This window comes from Nonlabens sp., from assembly GCF_965657255.1.
Lineage (GTDB): Bacteria > Bacteroidota > Bacteroidia > Flavobacteriales > Flavobacteriaceae > Nonlabens.
Genome location: NZ_CBFHNM010000001.1, coordinates 308,198 through 327,586, shown reverse-complemented (window position 1 = coordinate 327,586; position 19,389 = coordinate 308,198). Strand labels below are relative to the sequence as shown.

15 protein-coding genes are annotated in these 19,389 nt (G+C 35.3%); 13 read left to right on the top strand and 2 right to left on the bottom strand.

Annotated elements, in window-relative coordinates; translation table 11 throughout:
* Positions 1 to 9: 9 nt before the first annotated feature.
* Genes ACTF54_RS01510 through ACTF54_RS01490 form a run of 5 tightly spaced genes read left to right on the top strand, consistent with a single transcriptional unit; the run spans position 10 to position 5,551 of the window.
* Positions 10 to 543, top strand: coding sequence for a DUF3341 domain-containing protein (locus ACTF54_RS01510; protein WP_347196300.1), 534 nt, complete (start codon positions 10 to 12; stop codon positions 541 to 543).
* Positions 543 to 1,241, top strand: a complete 699-nt coding sequence (locus tag ACTF54_RS01505; RefSeq protein WP_347196299.1) for a c-type cytochrome — start codon at positions 543 to 545, stop codon at positions 1,239 to 1,241. The genes ACTF54_RS01510 and ACTF54_RS01505 overlap by 1 nt, the downstream gene beginning before the upstream one ends.
* 19 nt (positions 1,242 to 1,260) lie before the next feature.
* A complete protein-coding gene (locus ACTF54_RS01500) occupies positions 1,261 to 2,628 on the top strand; it encodes a quinol:cytochrome C oxidoreductase (protein ID WP_438968570.1) in 1,368 nt (455 codons plus the stop codon).
* Positions 2,629 to 2,649: 21 nt separating this feature from the next.
* Positions 2,650 to 3,726: a cytochrome c oxidase subunit II gene (locus ACTF54_RS01495; RefSeq protein WP_347196297.1), complete on the top strand. Its 1,077-nt coding sequence runs from the start codon at positions 2,650 to 2,652 to the stop codon at positions 3,724 to 3,726.
* Positions 3,727 to 3,730: 4 nt separating this feature from the next.
* Positions 3,731 to 5,551, top strand: coding sequence for a cytochrome c oxidase subunit I (locus ACTF54_RS01490; RefSeq protein ID WP_438968569.1), 1,821 nt, complete (start codon positions 3,731 to 3,733; stop codon positions 5,549 to 5,551).
* 43 nt (positions 5,552 to 5,594) lie between these two features.
* On the opposite strand, the gene ACTF54_RS01485 is transcribed toward ACTF54_RS01490, so the two are convergent.
* A complete protein-coding gene (locus ACTF54_RS01485) occupies positions 5,595 to 6,119 on the bottom strand; it encodes a redoxin domain-containing protein (protein ID WP_438968568.1) in 525 nt (174 codons plus the stop codon).
* A 217-nt stretch (positions 6,120 to 6,336) separates the two neighbouring features.
* Here ACTF54_RS01485 and ruvB point away from each other — a divergent pair, with 217 nt between their 5' ends.
* On the top strand, positions 6,337 to 7,365 hold the full coding sequence (ruvB, locus tag ACTF54_RS01480; RefSeq protein ID WP_347196294.1) for a Holliday junction branch migration DNA helicase RuvB: 1,029 nt from the start codon (positions 6,337 to 6,339) through the stop codon (positions 7,363 to 7,365).
* Positions 7,365 to 8,717, top strand: coding sequence for a cytochrome P450 (locus tag ACTF54_RS01475; protein ID WP_438968567.1), 1,353 nt, complete (start codon positions 7,365 to 7,367; stop codon positions 8,715 to 8,717). The genes ruvB and ACTF54_RS01475 overlap by 1 nt, the downstream gene beginning before the upstream one ends.
* Before the next feature lie 56 nt (positions 8,718 to 8,773).
* On the opposite strand, the gene ACTF54_RS01470 is transcribed toward ACTF54_RS01475, so the two are convergent.
* Complete coding sequence (locus ACTF54_RS01470) at positions 8,774 to 9,802, bottom strand: LacI family DNA-binding transcriptional regulator (protein ID WP_438968566.1); 1,029 nt, start codon at positions 9,800 to 9,802, stop codon at positions 8,774 to 8,776.
* Positions 9,803 to 9,974: 172 nt separating this feature from the next.
* On the opposite strand from ACTF54_RS01470, the gene ACTF54_RS01465 reads away from it, so the two are divergent.
* From ACTF54_RS01465 to ruvA, 6 genes are all read left to right on the top strand, one after another.
* Positions 9,975 to 12,590: a TonB-dependent receptor gene (locus ACTF54_RS01465; protein ID WP_438968565.1), complete on the top strand. Its 2,616-nt coding sequence runs from the start codon at positions 9,975 to 9,977 to the stop codon at positions 12,588 to 12,590.
* Between the two features lie 239 nt (positions 12,591 to 12,829).
* Positions 12,830 to 14,149 (top strand): MFS transporter, encoded by a 1,320-nt coding sequence (locus ACTF54_RS01460; protein ID WP_347196290.1) that lies wholly within the window; start codon positions 12,830 to 12,832, stop codon positions 14,147 to 14,149.
* Positions 14,142 to 15,320: a glycoside hydrolase 100 family protein gene (locus ACTF54_RS01455; RefSeq protein ID WP_347196289.1), complete on the top strand. Its 1,179-nt coding sequence runs from the start codon at positions 14,142 to 14,144 to the stop codon at positions 15,318 to 15,320. Before ACTF54_RS01460 ends, ACTF54_RS01455 begins: the two co-directional genes overlap by 8 nt.
* Positions 15,320 to 16,255: a carbohydrate kinase family protein gene (locus ACTF54_RS01450; protein ID WP_347196288.1), complete on the top strand. Its 936-nt coding sequence runs from the start codon at positions 15,320 to 15,322 to the stop codon at positions 16,253 to 16,255. Before ACTF54_RS01455 ends, ACTF54_RS01450 begins: the two co-directional genes overlap by 1 nt.
* A gap of 190 nt (positions 16,256 to 16,445) precedes the next feature.
* On the top strand, positions 16,446 to 18,737 hold the full coding sequence (locus ACTF54_RS01445) for an NADP-dependent malic enzyme (RefSeq protein ID WP_438968564.1): 2,292 nt from the start codon (positions 16,446 to 16,448) through the stop codon (positions 18,735 to 18,737).
* Positions 18,738 to 18,806: 69 nt separating this feature from the next.
* Positions 18,807 to 19,388: a Holliday junction branch migration protein RuvA gene (gene ruvA, locus ACTF54_RS01440; RefSeq protein WP_347196286.1), complete on the top strand. Its 582-nt coding sequence runs from the start codon at positions 18,807 to 18,809 to the stop codon at positions 19,386 to 19,388.
* Position 19,389: the final 1 nt, after the last annotated feature.

Sequence of the window (19,389 nt, the reverse complement as noted above, 5' to 3'; positions counted from 1 at the left end):
GTAAATATTATGTCAACAAAAATAATACATGCCTTATATACTGATGACGATGTTTTGTTAAGTGCAGTAAAGCAAGTTAGGGATAAGCGCTATCATATTGAAGAGGTGTTCACACCGTTTCCTGTTCATGGTCTAGAAAAAGCAATGGGTATTGCAGACACACGTCTTGCGATCAATGCGTTTCTTTATGGAATAGTGGGTTTATGTGTTGCGACTGCCATGATGAATTTTATAATGATAGAAGATTGGCCTCAAGATATTGGAGGGAAGCCTAGTTTTTCTTATTTAGAGAATATGCCGGCCTTTGTTCCGATAATGTTTGAGTTAACGGTGTTTTTTGCAGCGCACCTTATGGTTATTACTTTCTATATGAGAAGTAGATTATGGCCATTTAAAAAGTCAGAAAACCCAGATGTTAGAACTACTGATGATCATTTTCTTATGGAAATTGATACTCATGGTGCAGACATTGAAGAAGCGACTAAGTTTCTTTATGATACTGGTGCAGTAGAGATAAAATTAATTGACAAAGAAGCGCACTAATGAATAGATTGTTAAAAATGTTCTTATTTGCTTTTGTAGCATTATTAATTGTTTCCTGTGGTGGAAATGATTCTACTGTTACAACTGGTACAAATAGAAGTGTTCAATATTTTCCGAATATGTATGAGTCTGTAGGTTACGAGACTTATCAGGAGGCTGACATATTCCCAGGTAATGTCGAAGCACAGAAACCTGTAGATGGTTCGGTTTCGAGAGGATGGTTGCCTTATGACTATGAGGATAATAATGATGGTTATGCTTCCGCGAAAGCTAATCTGAAAAACCCATTACCATACACAGAAGCAAATCTCGAAACTGGTGCAGCTTTATATAACATATACTGTGCTATATGTCACGGTACAAAGGGTGATGGTCAAGGTCATTTAGTGAAAACAGAAAAGATTCTTGGTGTACCTAGTTATGATGCTCGTGAGATTACTCAGGGCTCTATTTATCATGTTATGTATTACGGTATAAATTACATGGGTTCTTATGCTTCTCAGACATCAATAAAAGAAAGATGGCAAATTGCTCATCACGTTGATGCGTTAACAAGAGATTTGAAAAAACAGCCTAGGATGGAGTTTGTCACAGAGGAAAAAGTGGTAGATCATTTGCCTGATAGTGACAATCATAGTGAAGGTCACGATAGTGATCAAATTGCTTTAGAAAACGAATCAACAACGGAAGGCCATTAAGCCTTAGAAGATATTATATATGTATAAGGTAACAAGCAAATTAAAGATTGTCGCATTCGCTCTTATGATATTCGGCGCTTTATTTACAGGTATTGGATTTTTTGCGGTTCCTGGATCTGAGGCTGAAGTTAAAGAGATGTTAGCGTTGGAAGCATCCACTCATGGAGGTGGACATGGTGAAAATTATAATGATGCTCACACTGTTGAAAATGATCACATCGAAACTGACCATTCATCTGACCATGGTGTAAACCACGATGATGAGCATGCAGAGCATGTATATCATCAATTACAAAATAGACCTTGGTCTGCTGTCTATGTAGCTGCATTTTTCTTTTTCATGATTGGACTTGGAGCTCTTGTGTTTCTTGCTTTGCAAAAAGTGGCTCAGGCAGGTTGGTCCCCAGTACTATTTAGAGTTATGGAAGGAGTAGGAAGTTATATTTTACCAGGCGGTATCATTGTATTCATTCTTCTTTTATTATCTGGTCTTCATGTAAACCATTTATTCGTTTGGATGGAAGAAGGAATTGATGTAGTTGGTCATGAAAATTATGACGAGTTAGTTGCTGGTAAAACAGGTTATTTAAATGTTCCTTTTTGGTTGTTTAGAGCTGGAGCATTTATAGTTGGTTGGAATATCTACCGTTGGAATATTAGAAAGTTTGGTTTAAAGCAGGACGAAGCTAAAGACGGCGATATCGCCTGGTATAAGAAAGGATTCAAACATAGTGCTATGTTCTTGGTTTTCTTTATCGTTACTGAGTCTATTATGTCATGGGACTGGATTATGAGTGTTGATCCACATTGGTTTTCTACTTTATTTGGATGGTATGTTTTTGCTAGTATGTTTGTATCAGGTATTACGACTATTGCATTAGTAACTATTTTCTTAAAGTCTAAGGGTTATTTGGAATTTGTAAACGATTCTCATATTCATGATTTGGCTAAATTTATGTTTGGTATTAGTATATTTTGGACTTATTTGTGGTTTTCACAGTTCATGTTGATTTGGTATTCCAATATTCCTGAAGAAGTAACTTATTTCGTTACTCGTATTCAAGATTATAATTTACTTTTCTTCGGTATGGTTGCGATTAACTTTCTATTTCCATTATTAATATTGATGAACTCAGATTTCAAACGTGTTAATTGGTTTGTGGTAACAGCAGGTCTTTTTATAATTGTAGGACATTATTTGGATATTTTTGTTATGATAATGCCGGCTACGGTAGGTGAATCTTGGTTTATAGGTTTTCCTGAAATAGGAGCGTTCATGTTCTTTGCCGGACTGTTCATATTTTATATTTTCAACACGATTTCCAAAGCTTCTTTATTGCCTAAAGGTGATCCGTATCTAGGAGAGAGTAAACATTTTCATTATTAAAATTAATAGAATACAACTGTAATGACAGCATTTCTAATCATATTTATAGCAGCTTTATTTGTCATATCAATTTGGCAAATATCAAAAATTGTCTCTCTGGCTAAAACGCCTGAGAACGATGTAGATGCAGTGGAAGTAGCAAACGACGGTGACAATAAACGTCAGGGTCAATACATGCTCATCTTTGGTATTGGACTTTACGTATTGATGATTTATTGCTTTATAGCATACAATGATTATTTTTTACCAGATGCTGCTTCAGCACATGGTGGTGAATACGATGACCTTTTGTTACTGACAACAGTTGTGATAATGATTGTTCAGGTTTTAACACAAGGTTTATTACATTGGTTTTCTTATAAATATCATGGAAGGAAAGGTCAGCGCGCTTTATTCTACGCGGACAATGACCGATTAGAGTTCATATGGACAGCTGTTCCTGTAGTAGTCTTAGCAGGTCTAATTTTATGGGGATTGTTTTCATGGAATGATATTATGGATGCTAATTTAGATGATGATCCTTTGGTGGTTGAGGTATACGCTTATCAATTTGGTTGGAAGGTGAGGTACAGTGGTAATGATAACACATTAGGTGATGCAAACGTAAGGTTTATTGAAGGAGCTAATATTTTAGGTATAGACCCAACAGATAAAGATGGAATGGATGATGTTGTTGGTACTGAATTGCATTTACCAGTTAATAGACCTGTTCTCTTCAAATTTAGGAGCCAGGATGTACTACACTCAGCTTACATGCCTCATTTTAGAGCCCAAATGAATGTTGTTCCTGGTATGGTGACTCAGTTTAAATTTACACCTACCGTACTTTCAGAGGATTACAAATCTACTGAATTTATGACTGAAAAAGTTCGTAAGATTAATGAAATTAGACGACAAAAAAGTGAAGAGTTAGTAGTAGCAGGTGATGTTGCATTGGATCCGTATGAATTTGAATACTATCTTCTTTGTAATAAAATATGTGGTGCTTCTCACTATAACATGCAAATGAAAATTGTTGTTGAAAGTGAAGAGGACTACAATAAGTGGTTAGAAACACAAACAACTTTTGAAAAAACTTTAGCTAACGCTGAAAATTAGAATTATGGGACAAGCTATCGCTGTTACTGCAGATCATGGACATGATGATGGACACCACCATCACAAAGAAACATTTGTAACGAAATATATTTTCTCTCAGGATCATAAGATGATTGCTAAGCAATATCTGATTACTGGACTTATTATGGGTGCTATAGGTATTGCAATGTCGGTACTTATGAGAATGCAACTTGCTAATCCTGGAGAGCCAAATATGGTTTTTGAGGCATTATTGGGTAAATGGGCTCCTGATGGCATCATGGATCCTAATATGTATCTAGCATTGGTAACGATTCATGGTACAATAATGGTATTTTTTGTACTTACTGCTGGTTTGAGTGGTACGTTTTCAAACTTTCTAATTCCTTTGCAAATTGGGGCGAGGGATATGGCGTCTGGTTTTCTTAATATGGTGTCTTACTGGTTGTTTGCGGTTTCTGCTGCCATTATGATCGGATCTCTTTTTGTTGAATTAGGGCCTGCTGCGGCGGGATGGACTATTTATCCTCCACTAAGTGCGTTGCCAGAGGCTATGGGTGGATCTGGTTTAGGGATGACTCTTTGGTTAGTATCAATGGCGATATTCATCGCTTCGTCACTTTTAGGTTCTCTAAACTACATTGTAACTGTTATAAATCTTAGAACGAAAGGTATGTCCATGACACGCCTTCCATTGACAATTTGGGCATTTTTTGTTACTGCCATCATTGGTGTTGTATCGTTCCCTGTATTATTATCAGCTGCTCTTCTTTTAATTATGGATAGAAGTTTTGGAACATCTTTTTTCTTATCTGATATTTATATCAAAGGCGAAGTTTTAGCACATCAAGGTGGTTCTCCTGTATTGTTTGAGCATTTGTTCTGGTTCCTTGGTCACCCAGAAGTATATATTGTTTTACTGCCAGCGCTAGGTATTACCTCTGAAGTGATAGCAACTAATTCCCGTAAACCTATCTTTGGTTATCGAGCAATGATTGCATCAATTCTCGCAATTGCTTTCTTATCTACAATCGTATGGGGTCACCATATGTTCGTTTCAGGTATGAATCCTTTTTTAGGATCGGTATTTACTTTTACTACGTTATTAATTGCAATACCTTCAGCTGTAAAAGCATTTAATTACATAACTACACTATGGAAAGGTAATCTCCAAATGAATCCTGGTATGTTGTTCTCTATCGGTTTGGTTTCAACTTTTATTACAGGCGGACTTACTGGAATCATTCTTGGTGATAGTACTTTAGATATTAATGTTCATGATACGTATTTTGTTGTAGCTCACTTCCATTTAGTAATGGGTATATCTGCTCTTTATGGTCTTTTTGCTGGTGTCTATCATTGGTTCCCAAAGATGTTTAATCGCATGATGAATAAGAACTTGGGTTATGTTCATTTCTGGTTAACGGCAATTGGTGCCTATGGTGTATTCTTCCCTATGCATTTTGTAGGTATGGCTGGATTACCAAGACGTTACTATACAAATACTAATTTTCCTTATTTTGATGATTTAGCAGATACTAATAAGCTGATCACTTATTTTGCTATTGCAACTGCTTTTGCTCAACTATTCTTTGTTTACAATTTTGTAAAGTCTATTTTCTATGGAAAAAAAGCTCCTGCAAATCCTTGGAAGTCTAATACGTTAGAATGGACTACAGGTGATAAGCATATCCATGGTAATTGGGAAGGACCTATACCAACCGTTTATAGATGGCCTTACGATTATAGTAAGCTAAATGAAGAAGGTGAATATGTAATTTCTGGTCAAGATTACGCACCACAACACATTCTAATGCAGGAAGGTGAAGAGGAAATGAATCACTAGTCTGATGATAAAATAAAAAAAGCCACTCGATAAGTGGCTTTTTTTATTTATAGGTAATAGTTTTAAAATTCTCCTCTAGCTGGATAATCTTTATCCTCAAACAAGTTACTGCTTTTATTATATCTTGAATTTTTGGTCTTGCAAAAGGCATTGTTTGAATGGATGAAAAGTACAACGTTCCATCTGCTTTAATTAAGAAGATTCCGGGCTCTGAGAATAACTTTGGTTCCTTGTCAGTGATTCTTTTGGATAAGTATAAACCCCAGTCTTCAGCTTTTTTTTTTGATAGATCAAATCCAATTGGTAGCTCGTTAATGTCCCGTTTTTCACCAGTTATTTTAGCACGTTTTTCAGTATCCATACTTATTGCGATTACATGAATCCCTATCTTGGTAAATTCTTCTAGATTACTTGCAACTTCTTCTAGCTGTTTTTTGCATACCGGATAGTTCAATCCTCGATAGAATATGATCAGTGTAGATTTATCGGTTTGTTGCTTTTCTAATGACCAATTTGTGTCATTTATCAAGTTTACTTTTAACGATGGTGTTTTTTCTTGTGGTTTCATTTTTTGATTTCAATTTACGATTCTATTTAATTTGTCTTTTTAAGTTTATTATAAATCGAGTTCAGCTTATCTTATCTCGCTTTCGCGAAAGCGCATTCGTAAACATCTATTTCATATTATAGTTAAGTTTATAATAGAATGTATTATTTGCTTTTTAAAGTTCTCATTAATTAAATTAAATTATCAATTAGTATATTAGGAGAGTTATCTTTGATATATGAATGAAAATCTCGATCCACAAGGCAATCACTTTACTAATGAAGAGCATGATGTAGATAGAGCTTTGCGACCTCTTTCATTTGATGACTTTGCAGGTCAAGACCAAGTCTTAGAAAATCTCAAGATTTTTGTTGCTGCAGCAAATGGTCGAGAAGAAGCTTTAGACCATACGTTATTTCATGGTCCTCCAGGATTAGGAAAAACGACCTTAGCACATATTCTCGCTAATGAATTGAACGTGGGAATTAAGGTAACTTCTGGACCTGTACTGGATAAACCTGGCGATCTTGCGGGCCTTTTAACTAACCTCGATGAACGTGACGTTCTCTTTATAGATGAAATACATAGGTTAAGTCCAATTGTAGAAGAGTATCTATACAGCGCTATGGAAGATTATAAGATTGATATAATGATTGAAACAGGTCCTAATGCGAGGACTGTTCAAATAAATCTTGCTCCATTTACGCTAATAGGTGCGACTACTAGGTCGGGATTACTTACTGCACCTATGAGAGCTCGTTTTGGTATAGCAGCAAGATTACAATATTATACGACTGAATTACTTTCGACTATCGTTATACGCAGTGCTGAAATCCTTAATATGCCGATAGATCTGGATGCGGCAATTGAAATTGCCGGTCGTAGTAGAGGAACACCACGTATTGCAAACGCTCTATTGAGAAGAGTGCGTGATTTTGCTCAAATAAAAGGGAACGGAACTATTGATATGAAGATTGCCAAATATGCTCTTGCGGCATTAAATGTCGACGCGCATGGTCTTGATGAGATGGATAACAAAATATTAACGACTATTATCGATAAATTCAAAGGTGGTCCTGTAGGAATAACCACGCTTTCTACAGCAGTTTCAGAAAGTGCCGAAACTATTGAAGAAGTATATGAGCCATTTCTTATTCAACAAGGTTTTATCATAAGAACACCTCGCGGTCGAGAAGTTACAGAACATGCCTACAAACACCTAGGCAGACGAAAAGTCAATAATATGGGTGGATTATTTGACGCATAATGAAAGATATACAACAAGTTCCAGCGCTTACATTTCTTGCAAAATCTAGACAGATTTATAAGGATCCGTTACCATTTCATAGGGAGAACTTCCAGAAGTATGGTCATACTTTTAAGATAAGTCCTAAGCCTGGTTTGTTAATACACTTCACCTGTGATGAAAAACTGACTCAACATATTCTTCAAAAAAATCAAAAAAACTTTAACAAATCAAGTTTACAAACTGATGATTTAGGTAAATACATTGGTCATGGATTACTAACTGAAAACGGCGAAAAATGGCGTGCAAATCGCAAGCTAATACAACCTGCGTTTTATAAAAAGTCTATTAGTTCTTTGATGAAAACCATGGATCAAGTCATCGATGAAGAACTAGGTAAAATCAAATTGGATCATGTAACTGACGTTTATAGCGTTTTCAATGATCTTGCTTTTAAAGTGGTAGCAAGAAGTTTATTTGATCTAGCAGATATTGATGATCTAGAAGGTAAAATCTCAAGATTACAATTCATTACAGAGAAGGCTCAAAAAACATTGATTAAAGAGTTGAGAATCCCATGGATGAAATGGTACTTTGATAGAGAATGGCTTTCTGGTGAAAAAAGCATTCCGCATTCACTTAATTTGATTGAAGAAGGACGCGATATCCTTAGAAATATTATCAATAACCGTAGGTCCAGTGATAGAGAGCCAGGTGATTTGCTTGATATGCTTTTGCATAGCACTTATGAAGATGGATCTCATATGGAAGATGATCAATTGATCGATGAGATTTTGGTTCTATTCATTGCAGGTCACGAGACTACAGCAAATGCGCTTAGTTTTGCAGCTCAACTACTAGCACATCACCCAGAAACGATTGTAAAAGCTAGTAAAGAACTTACTCATTTAAAAAATGAAGATTTAATGAAAGGCTTGATGGGTATGTCTTACATTAAACAATGTGTTGATGAAACATTGAGGTTGTATCCGCCAGCATATGTAACAGATCGTGTGGCGCTCGAGGCAGACTCTTGTGAAGATATTGAAATTGAGAAGGGAAGCATTTGGCTGGTTTCTTTCTATGAGATGCATCGTAGAAAGGATCTTTGGGATGAACCAGAGGCTTTTAATCCAGATCGTTTTGAATCTTCTAGGGCTAAAGAATATAGAGATTTTTATTTTCCATTCGGTGCTGGACCGCGTATGTGTGTAGGTAACAACTTTGCTGTATTTGAAATGGTTTTGGTAATTGCCAGAATGTTGGAACGATTTGATATTACACCAGTCCATGATCAGATTGATTACCACCCTTTAATTACTTTAAAACCTCGAGGTGCAGATCTTATCTTCAAGAAAAGGTCTGATTCTTAAATTCTTTTTTATTATTTGATATGCGCTTTCGCGAAAGCGAAACAAATAATTAGTTGTTATACTCTGGTTGATTCCCTTTCTATCAATTTGGTTTTTAAAACTATTTGTTGATAATAGATAGGTTCATTTTTTTTCATTGATTGAATCTCTTTATACAATTGGTTGAAAGCTGCTTTTCCCATTTTTAAACCAGGCTGATCGATAGTTGTAAGTGATGGAGATATGATCGAAGACATGAACCAGTTACTGAATCCTACAATTGCAATATCTTCTGGGATTTTAACACCAGCTTTATTAAATTCAGATATTGCGCCTATAGCGACTAGATCAGTATTTATAAAAATACCATCTACATCTTTATGCTCTTTCATAAGGAGTAGCGCATTTTTCTTTCCTTCTTCAAAACTTTTTTCATCGCATTCACAGATGTAAACTAAAGATGGATCATAAGAAATTCCATGATCTGTCAAAGCTTTGCGATATCCTAAAAACCTATCTATTGAATTTTGAGGAAGTAAAGAACCTCTAAAATGTGCAATACGTTTACAGCCTATATCAATAAGGTGTTTTGTAGCGTCATAAGCGGCCTTTCTATCGTCAATAATTACTTTTGAACAATTCACAATCTTGGCAATTTTATCAAACATAACCAATGGTTTGTCATTATTTATGACGTCTACTAAGTGTTTGAAATCCACGGTGTCGTTTGCCAGGGACATAATAATGCCATCAACTCTTTGATTCATTAAAAGCTCTATTTGTTTTTTTTCTAGCTCATAAGACTCATTAGACTGTAAAATAATAACTAAGTAACCCTTTTTTTCAGCTTGTGCTATGATTCCTTTTATAACATTTGAAAAGAAGTGATGTACTATTACAGGAATAATGAGGCCAATAGTTTTGGATTCTCTGGTCCTTAGGTTAACTGCAAACGCATTAGGCTTATAGTTAAGTGTAGATGCTAGTTCCTTTACTAGTGCTTTTGTTTTAGGACTAACATCTGGATAATCTTTAAGCGCCTTTGAAACTGTTGTAACAGAAATGTTGAGTTTATTAGCAATTTCTCTTAATGTAACTGGTTTCATAGCAGAATTATCAATAATTGATATGCTAAAATAAAGAAAAAGCAGTTACCGAAAACGTTTTCGATCATTTCGAAAACGTTTTCGGTAAAATTAAATGATGGATAACTGGAAGTAATTATAAATTTAGATCATTATTAACTCAACTATATATGTATAACTAAATTTTACCCAAATGAATATTACTAAAACTACATGGAGTTTTATACTCGCAATGTTATGTGCAGTCACTGCTGTGGTTGCACAGTCCACGATCACTGGAAATGTCAAAGATGCACAAGGGGAAACTGTACTAGGTGTTAACGTGGTATTAAAAGGTACAGAAAAAGGTACGGTGACTGATTTTGATGGAAATTATACGATAGCAAATGTACCAGACGGAGCATATACGTTGGTAGCCTCTGGTTTAGGGTATGATAACTTCACAAAAAAGATTACAGTTAATTCGGCAAAATTAGTCATTGATTTTGTGATGAAAGAAAATGCAGAATCTCTTGACGCTATTATAGTAACAGGAGTTACTAATCCTAAGGCAAAAATTGAATCCAGTGTTTCAGTAACTACATTAAGAACAGAAACTATTGCTCAAAGTGCTCCTAGAACTACTGCAGAAATTTTTAGAACGATCCCTGGTATACGTTCGGAATCTTCAGGTGGTGAAGGTAACTCTAACATATCTGTTCGCGGTGTGCCTATTTCTTCAGGTGGATCTAAATATGTTCAAATTCAAGAAGATGGTTTACCAGTATTACTTTACGGTGATATTTCTTTTGCAACAGCTGATATTTTTACGAGGTTTGATTCAAACGTTGCTCGTATAGAAGCTATACGAGGTGGATCTGCTTCAACACAAACCTCTAACGCGCCTGGAGGAATAATTAATATTATTAGTAAAACAGGTAAGTCAGAAGGTGGAGTGATAGGAACTACTTTTGGTGCAAATTATGACTCCTTTAGAACTGATTTTGCATATGGAACTGAAATTGCAGATGATTTATATATTCATGCAGGTGGTTTTTACAGAGTTGGAGAAGGAATTAGAGATGCTGGTTTTACTGCAAATAATGGAGGTCAATTTAAATTAAGCTTAATGAAAGAATTTGAAAAAGGATCTGTAAGAGTTTATGGTAAGTATTTAAATGATAGGGCAATAGCTTATTTACCAGCTCCTATTCAGGTTTCTGGTACTAATTCAAATCCTACATGGGAAGATGCTCCTAATTTTGATGCTACAACAGGATCTTTACATACTCCTAATTTAACGCAAACCTTGAGACTAGGTCCTGATGGAGAACCTTCTCGTGGTGATGTGACTGATGGAATGAATCCAGTATCAACGTCTTTAGGTATTGCTGCTAATTTTGATCTCGGTAATGGATATAAGGTTTCTAATAATGGTAGATTCTCATCTAACAATGGTGCTTTTGTTTCTCCTTTTCCATCACAAGTGGGGACTGGTTCTGTTATTGCAGACTCATTTGGAACAGGTTCTTCATTACAGTTCACGGATGGTTCACCAGTAGCAGCAAATAGTCTTGTAGCTCGTATTCATATGTTTGATGTAGAGTTAGAAAATTTCAATAATTTTATGAATGACATCAAATTATCTAAATCCTACAATAACCTAGATATTACTCTTGGATATTTTAAATCGATTCAAAATATATCTATGAATTGGAGCTGGAATTCTTATCTACAAGAAGTTAGAGGAGAGAACGCAAGATTAATCAATGCTTTTGATTCAACAGGATCTCCTTTAAGTGAGAATGGATTATATGCATATGGTACACCTTTCTGGGGTAACCTTGCAAGAAACTATGATACTCAGTATAATGTTTCTGCTCCATATTTAAATATCGCCTTAGAAGCATCTGAAAAATTGAATTTTGATGCAAGTGTGCGATTTGATAACGGTAAAGTAGATGGTACTTTTTCTGGCGGTGTAGAGTCTGCCATAGATATCAATAATGATGGTGTAATCTCTGCACCAGAACAAGCAGTATTTAGTGTAGATAACGCTTCACCTACAAACGTAAATTATGACTACGATTATTTTTCTTATTCATTAGGTATTAATTACAAACTACAGGATAGACAAGCAGTGTTTGCTAGATACAGTAGAGGAGCAGCTGCAAAAGCAGATCGTATCTTATTCTCTGGATTAGACTACCAAAACTCTGACCGTATTAATGCTTTAGATTTCTTAAATCAGGCAGAGATAGGTTACAAACAAGGATTTGATAACGGAGCAATTTATGTAACAGGTTTCTACTCAAAAACTACTGAGCAAGCAGGTTTTGAAGCTACAAACCCAGATTTAATAATAGATAATGATTATCAATCCTTTGGTGTAGAACTAGAAGGTTCTTACAGAATGGATGACTTCACAGTAAGAGGTGCGGTAACATATACTAACGCATCATTAGAGTCAGGTGATAATGAAGGTAATGCTCCTAGAAGACAACCAGACTTTATCTATAACTTAATTCCTTCCTATAACTTTGGTGTGGAAAAGCAAAATTCTATAGGATTAAGTTTTATCGGGCAGACTAAAGCCTTTGCTCAAGATACTAACGAATTAATTATGCCTGGATTTGTAATCGTAAACGGATTTGTAAACGTTGGGATAACAAAAAACTTAAATGCAAACCTTTCTGCAAATAATATCTTCGATACTTTAGGTATTACTGAATCTGAAGAAGGATCTATAGTAGAAGGACAAACTAACTTTTTAAGAGCTAGAGCTCTTCCAGGAAGATCTATTTCTTTAGGATTAACTTATCAGTTTTAAGAAAAAGTAAAAGTTGTTACCACGATTCTTTAATTTGAATTTGAAATAATTATTTGAATAAGCTCAAGGCGAAAAATTTAAAGTTTTACAGTATCTATAATTAATTAAAACAATCAGATAATTAGTTTTTTTCAACGGTAAAATAGAGTTGGCATTGGAGAATAATGCCAACTTTGTTTTACAAATACAGATTGTTTTATTTGTTTATTTATTAAACTGACATAGTCAAAAGAAAAGAGATGGAAACAAAGAAAATATTAGGTAAGGTTAAACTTAACTTTTGGCAGATATTGAACATGAATGTCGGTTTCTTCGGTATTCAATATAGTTTTGGATTGCAACAAAGTGCAGTAACTCCTATTTATGATTTTTTAGGAGCTGCGCCAGATCAAATACCTATTTTACACCTTGCGGGACCTGTAACTGGACTGTTAGTACAACCTATAATAGGTGCTATGAGTGACAAAACGTGGTCGCCTAAATTTGGTAGACGTAAGCCTTATTTTTTAATAGGTGCATTGCTATGTAGTGTCAGTCTATTATTGTTTCCTTTTAGCAGTTCATTATGGATGGCTGCAGGTTTATTATGGATTTTAGATGCTGGAAACAATACAGCTATGGAACCCTACAGAGCGCTTATCGCTGATAAATTGATTCCTGAACAGCAGCCTACAGGTTTTCAAATGCAAAGTTTCTTTACTGGTTTGGGACAGGTATTGGCAAATCTCTCAATTGTAATTTTTCCCATTTTTATAATTGGTAAAACAGGTTCATTACCTACATGGGTCTACGCTTCCTTTTTTCTAGGTGCTGCTTTTTCGATAGGGTCTGTTTTATGGAGTAATAGTAAAACCAAAGAGATTCCTCCTACAGATGAAGAGCTCGCTTTAATGCGTGCAGAAAAGCGTACTGTTCTAGGTCCATTATTTGAAATAGTAGCCGCTATCAAGGATATGCCTAGAGTAATGTGGCAACTTGCTTTAGTATACTTTTTTCAATGGTATGCATTATTTTGTTACTGGCAAAACGCATCAAAAAGTGTTGCACTTTCAGTTTGGAATGCAACACCAGCAAATGAAGAAGCCTATAATGAAGCTGTAAGTTGGACAGGATTGGTAAACGGCTGGTATAATGTAGTCACCTTTTTAGTAGCTTTTGCATTAGTCGGTTTTGCAAAAAAGTATAGCCCTAAATTAGTTCATGCGGTTTGTTTATTACTCGCTGCTGCTGGATTTCTAGCATTTCCCCACATAGCAGATAAATACTTACTGCTGTTTGCAATTACAGGTTTTGGTATAGGTTGGGCAAGTATGATGGGTATTCCTTATTTAATGGTAATTTCAAATATTCCAAAAGAACGATATGGAGTTTATATGGGTATTATCAATATGATGATTGTTATACCTATGATATTTCAAACACTATCTTTCGGTTATGTATTAAAGAATTTTTTAGGTAACGATCCTCGTAACGCTGTAACCTTTGCGGGAGTCCTTTTAATTTTTGCAACAGTAGCTACTCTATTTATCAAAATAAAACACAAAGAAGTTTATGCATAACTACGCTTATCATAAAGCCATTGATCTATTGAAAAAAGCTTCTTCCGAAGATGGCTTTTTAGCTAGTGCCTTAGATATCTCAAATTATAAAAGAGTATGGTCTAGAGACGGTGTTATATGTGGTATCGCTGCACTTGCATCTGGTGATCAAAAACTTATTGAAACTTTTGAGAAAACTATTGAAACACTTGCAGCACATCAACATCAAATGGGAACTATTCCTTCAAACGTGTCGTTCAAAGGAAAAAATGTAGAAATAAGTTATGGTGGCTTAGCAGGTAGAGTAGATGCGGTCACCTGGTTTATAATAGGTGTATGTCAAATAGCTTTCTATAAGAATGATAAAACGTATTTACACAAGTATAAAACAAACATTGAGAAATGCTTGCAATTATTAAACGCATGGGAGTTTAATAACAAACACCTAGTATACGTTCCACTTTCAGGAAATTGGGCAGATGAATATATCACAGATGGGTATGTTTTGTATGATCAGTTATTGAGATTATGGGCACTTCAATCTTACAATTACTTTGAAAAATGTGAACTGATAACCCAAAAAATTACAAATATTAGAAATCAAGTAGAAATCAATTTTCTTCCAGATTCTAATGGGGAAAAATTTCATGAAAAAGCTTATAAGAATATGAAAGCAAAGGACTATGCGCCAGCTTCATTCTCGCCATCAGGCTATAAAAGCCAGTTCGATGCATTTGCAAATAGCCTCTTATTGATTTTAGATTTAGGTACAGATCAATTTAAAAATGATATTATTTCATACAGTTCTTGTTTGATTCAAGAAACAAAATTAAAAGTGTTGCCGGCATTTTGGCCTCCAGTAATGGAACAAGATGAAGAATGGAGCTTACTTAAAGACAACTGCAAATACGAGTTTAGAAACTTTCCATATGAGTTTCATAATGGTGGTAGCTGGCCTATGGTAAATGGATTTTATGGACTCGCCTTATTTCACAATGGTGAAAAAGAAAGTGTATCAAAATTACTTAATGAAGTGAACAACCTAAATGCTGCCGAAGATTTTTCATTTTATGAAAATTTCAACACACTTACCGGAAAGGCAATAGGTGTCGCAAAATGTGCTTGGAGCGCAGCGGCAGCAGTTATGTTACATCAGACTTTAAATAATAACTTTAAATTATTAATAGACTAGTGAAGACTATTGACATATTGTGTATTGGAGAGGTGTTGATTGACTTTATAGGTCATGAAAAAAACGCTACTATTTTAGATACTAAAAATTATCATCGATTTTTAGGTGGATCACCTACTAATGTGGCTGTAAATGCTGCTCGACTAGGTTTAAGATCTGCACTTGTCGCGTCTTGTGGTAAAGACGGATTAGGAGATTATATTATAAATAAATTAGAAGAAGATAAGGTAGTAACTTCTTTTATATATAGAGATTCTAACTTACCCACATCTATAATTTTAGTTTCTAAGTCTGAGGATACTCCAGATTTTACTGCTTATCGTGAGGCTGATAGTTGTATACCTGAAAACTTGATTGATGTAGATCTTTTGAATGCATCAAAGATTTATCACACAACTAGTTTTGCATTAAGTAAAAACCCTGCAAGAAATACAATTTTGAAGGGAGCTGAAATAGCAAGTGAATTGGGCCTACAATTAAGTATTGATCTTAATTATTCAGAAAAAATATGGCCCGATCGTGAAGAGGCAGCTAGAATCATAGGCCAGTATTTAAAATATAATCCATTAGTAAAAGTGAGTAATGATGACTGCCATCGATACTTTGGTGCTCATTTGTCAGAAAAGGAAGTTTTTGAATACTTTCACAATTTAGGTGCAAATACTATTTGCCTGACAAAAGGAAAGAACGGTGTAAGTATTTCTGACAAGAATGTTGGAGTTATTCATAAAGAGGCTATAAAAATTAAAGAAGTTCATGATGCCACTGGCGCTGGTGATGCATTTTGGACAGGATTTTTATATGCTCAAATAAACGAGAAAACTTTAGAACAATCTGTAACCATTGCGCAAAAACTGGCAACCATTAAATTACAAAACGTAGGAAGATTACCAGATATGATAGGTCTTAAAAAGATTATAAACGATTTAGATTAGTTAGTTTTAGTTGTTTTGAAAAGCTGTAATATGTAATTACAGCTTTTTTTTATATATAATTCTTTCGTTCTCGCTTTCGCGAAAGCGGAATTATAAAATCAATTTAAATCGTCCGTATTTATTAACAGGATCACAAATGCAGACTCAAACAATAACATTACATTTGTTTTACTAAATTTCTATTGGAATTATGAGTAAAGAAAGTAAAAGAAGAGAGGCATTAGTTTATCATGCAAAACCTACTCCTGGAAAGATAAAAGTAGTCCCTACAAAAAAATATAGCAGTCAGCGAGATCTAGCACTGGCTTATAGCCCTGGTGTTGCAGAGCCTTGTCTAGAAATCGCAAAGGATAAATCAAATGTTTATAAATACACCACAAAAGGTAATCTAGTAGCTGTTATTTCAAATGGAACAGCTGTTTTAGGTTTAGGTGATATAGGTCCAGAAGCTTCTAAGCCAGTAATGGAAGGAAAAGGGCTTTTATTCAAGATTTTTGCAGATTTAGATTGTTTTGATATTGAAGTAGATACTAAGGATGTAGAAGAGTTTATAAAAACGGTCAAGAATATTGCTCCTACCTTTGGTGGGATAAATCTGGAGGATATCAAAGCCCCAGAAGCTTTTGAAATAGAAAGAAGGCTTAAAGAAGAACTGGATATTCCAGTAATGCATGACGATCAACATGGTACCGCTATTATTTCTAGTGCAGCACTTTTAAATGCACTTGAACTAGCTGGAAAGAATATTGAAGACGTAAAAATCCTTATTTCTGGTGCAGGTAGCGCAGCGATTTCTTGTACCAGTCTTTATGTGAAGTTAGGAGCCAGAAAGGAAAACATCATGATGTTTGACATCGACGGATTAATTACAAAAGACAGAACTGATCTAGGAGAAATGCAAATGCAGTTTGCAACTGATAGACCTACAACTAGTATGCGAGAAGCGTTTATAAATGCTGACGTATTCTTAGGGCTATCTGCTGGAAATATTGTAGATGGTGATATGTTAAGGTCTATGAATGACTCGCCTATCGTGTTTGCGATGGCAAATCCTACACCAGAGATCGATTATGATACTGCAATGGCTTCTCGCGAGGACATTATCATGGCAACTGGAAGAAGTGATCATCCTAATCAAGTAAATAATGTTTTAGGTTTTCCATTCATCTTTAGAGGTGCTATGGATGTGAGAGCGACTAAAATAAATGAAGAAATGAAACTGGCAGCAACTTATGCGATAGCACAACTTGCAAAAGAGCCAGTTCCTGAGCAAGTAAATATTGCTTATGGTGAGTTGAAAATTGCTTTTGGTAAAGATTACATTATACCTAAACCATTTGATCCTAGATTGATTTCTACTATCCCACCAGCAGTTGCAAGAGCGGCTATGGAAAGCGGTGTTGCTCAAGAGCCTATCACTGACTGGGGAAAGTATGAAGAGCACTTAATGAGTCGTATGGGATCTGATAATAAACTAGTGCGTTTGTTATTAAATCGTGCTAGAATCAATCCTAAAAGAATTGTATTTGCCGAGGCAGATAACATAGACGTTTTGAAAGCTGCACAAATAGTAATGGAAGAAGGTATAGCAATTCCTATTCTTTTGGGTCGCCGTGATATTATTACCGAGTTGATGGAGGATCTAGGCTTTGACCAACCTTGTATGATCATTGATCCAAAATCAGACGAAGAGAAAGCTCGCAAAGATCGATATGCTCATGAGTTCTGGAAACTGAGACAAAGAAAAGGAACTACAGAATTTGATGCTGGAAAAACATTAAGACAGCGTAATTATTTTGCTGCGATGATGGTAAAATTAGGCGATGCAGATGCATTGATTACTGGTGTGGCACAATCTTACCCTATATCTGTGCGACCTATGATGGAAATTATAGGCAAGTCACCAGGAGTGGATAAGATAGCAACGACTAACTTAATGATTACTGCTAGAGGTCCGTTATTCGTTTCTGATACGTCCATTAACATCGATCCGGATTCATTAGAATTAGCAAAAATCGCTCAAATGACAGGTCGTACTGCATCTATGTTTGGCGTTTCTCCTGTTATTGCAATGACATCCTATGCAAACTTTGGTTCTTCATCGCATCCTCATGCGACCAAAGTGACAGAAGCGGTAAAGTATTTACATCAATACTACCCAGATCTAGTGGTAGATGGGGAAGTACAAACAGATTTTGCTTTGAATTCTGAATTGTTACAGAGTAAGTTCCCTTTTTCTAAGCTAGCTGGTAAAAAAGTAAACACATTAATTTTTCCTAATCTAGAGAGTGCTAACAGTACGTATAAAATGCTTAAAGAACTGAATGGTATCGATTCTATAGGTCCTATTATGATGGGAATGCAAAAACCAGTGCATATTCTTCAATTAGGTGCAAGTGTGGATGAAATTGTTAATATGGCAGCAGTCGCTGTTATTGATGCACAGCAAAAGGAAAAACATGCCAATAAAAAGGCAAAATGATGTACCGTTAGAGTATTCAAGGATAGGTTAGAATTTCATACATTTGAGTTTTAAATAAATGTTAAAATAATGATCGCACAGCTTCAAGGAAAACTGGTAGAAAAGAATATGACTGATGTAGTCATAGATTGCGCAGGTGTAGGCTACTTTGTGGAAATTTCTCTTCATACCCATTCATTAATTCCTGAAGGTGAGTTGATCAAATTATATACGTATCAATTAGTTAGAGAAGATGCCCATCGTCTATTTGGTTTTGCTGAGAAAACAGAGCGTGAGGTTTTTAAACTTTTGTTGTCTGTTTCTGGGATAGGAGCAAACACGGCAAGAACCATGTTGTCTAGTCTTGACCCTAATCAAATTGCTCAGGCGGTAGCTTCTGGGGACGTGAGAACAATCCAGAGCGTCAAAGGAATAGGAGCAAAAGGTGCGCAGCGTGTCATTCTAGATTTAAAAGACAAAATTTTACAAGTATTAGATAATCCACAATTAACAGTGGTTGCAAGCAATACTGGCAGGGAAGAAGCGTTATCTGCTTTAGAAACCTTGGGATATATGCGCAAACAAGCTCAAAAAGTAGTTGATAAAATTATTTCTAATCAACCAGATGCTACCACAGAACAGCTTATTAAACAAGCACTTAAACAATTATAGG

Excerpts from the sequence above, each read along its gene's own strand:
- ACTF54_RS01510 (WP_347196300.1), top strand. The coding sequence starts at position 10 with ATGTCAACAAAAATAATACATGCCTTATATACTGATGACGATGTTTTG.
- ACTF54_RS01505 (WP_347196299.1), top strand. The coding sequence starts at position 543 with ATGAATAGATTGTTAAAAATGTTCTTATTTGCTTTTGTAGCATTATTA.
- ACTF54_RS01500 (WP_438968570.1), top strand. The coding sequence starts at position 1,261 with ATGTATAAGGTAACAAGCAAATTAAAGATTGTCGCATTCGCTCTTATG.
- ACTF54_RS01495 (WP_347196297.1), top strand. The coding sequence starts at position 2,650 with ATGACAGCATTTCTAATCATATTTATAGCAGCTTTATTTGTCATATCA.
- ACTF54_RS01490 (WP_438968569.1), top strand. The coding sequence starts at position 3,731 with ATGGGACAAGCTATCGCTGTTACTGCAGATCATGGACATGATGATGGA.
- ACTF54_RS01485 (WP_438968568.1), bottom strand. The coding sequence starts at position 6,119 with ATGAAACCACAAGAAAAAACACCATCGTTAAAAGTAAACTTGATAAAT.
- ruvB (WP_347196294.1), top strand. The coding sequence starts at position 6,337 with ATGAATGAAAATCTCGATCCACAAGGCAATCACTTTACTAATGAAGAG.
- ACTF54_RS01475 (WP_438968567.1), top strand. The coding sequence starts at position 7,365 with ATGAAAGATATACAACAAGTTCCAGCGCTTACATTTCTTGCAAAATCT.
- ACTF54_RS01470 (WP_438968566.1), bottom strand. The coding sequence starts at position 9,802 with ATGAAACCAGTTACATTAAGAGAAATTGCTAATAAACTCAACATTTCT.
- ACTF54_RS01465 (WP_438968565.1), top strand. The coding sequence starts at position 9,975 with ATGAATATTACTAAAACTACATGGAGTTTTATACTCGCAATGTTATGT.
- ACTF54_RS01460 (WP_347196290.1), top strand. The coding sequence starts at position 12,830 with ATGGAAACAAAGAAAATATTAGGTAAGGTTAAACTTAACTTTTGGCAG.
- ACTF54_RS01455 (WP_347196289.1), top strand. The coding sequence starts at position 14,142 with ATGCATAACTACGCTTATCATAAAGCCATTGATCTATTGAAAAAAGCT.
- ACTF54_RS01445 (WP_438968564.1), top strand. The coding sequence starts at position 16,446 with ATGAGTAAAGAAAGTAAAAGAAGAGAGGCATTAGTTTATCATGCAAAA.
- ruvA (WP_347196286.1), top strand. The coding sequence starts at position 18,807 with ATGATCGCACAGCTTCAAGGAAAACTGGTAGAAAAGAATATGACTGAT.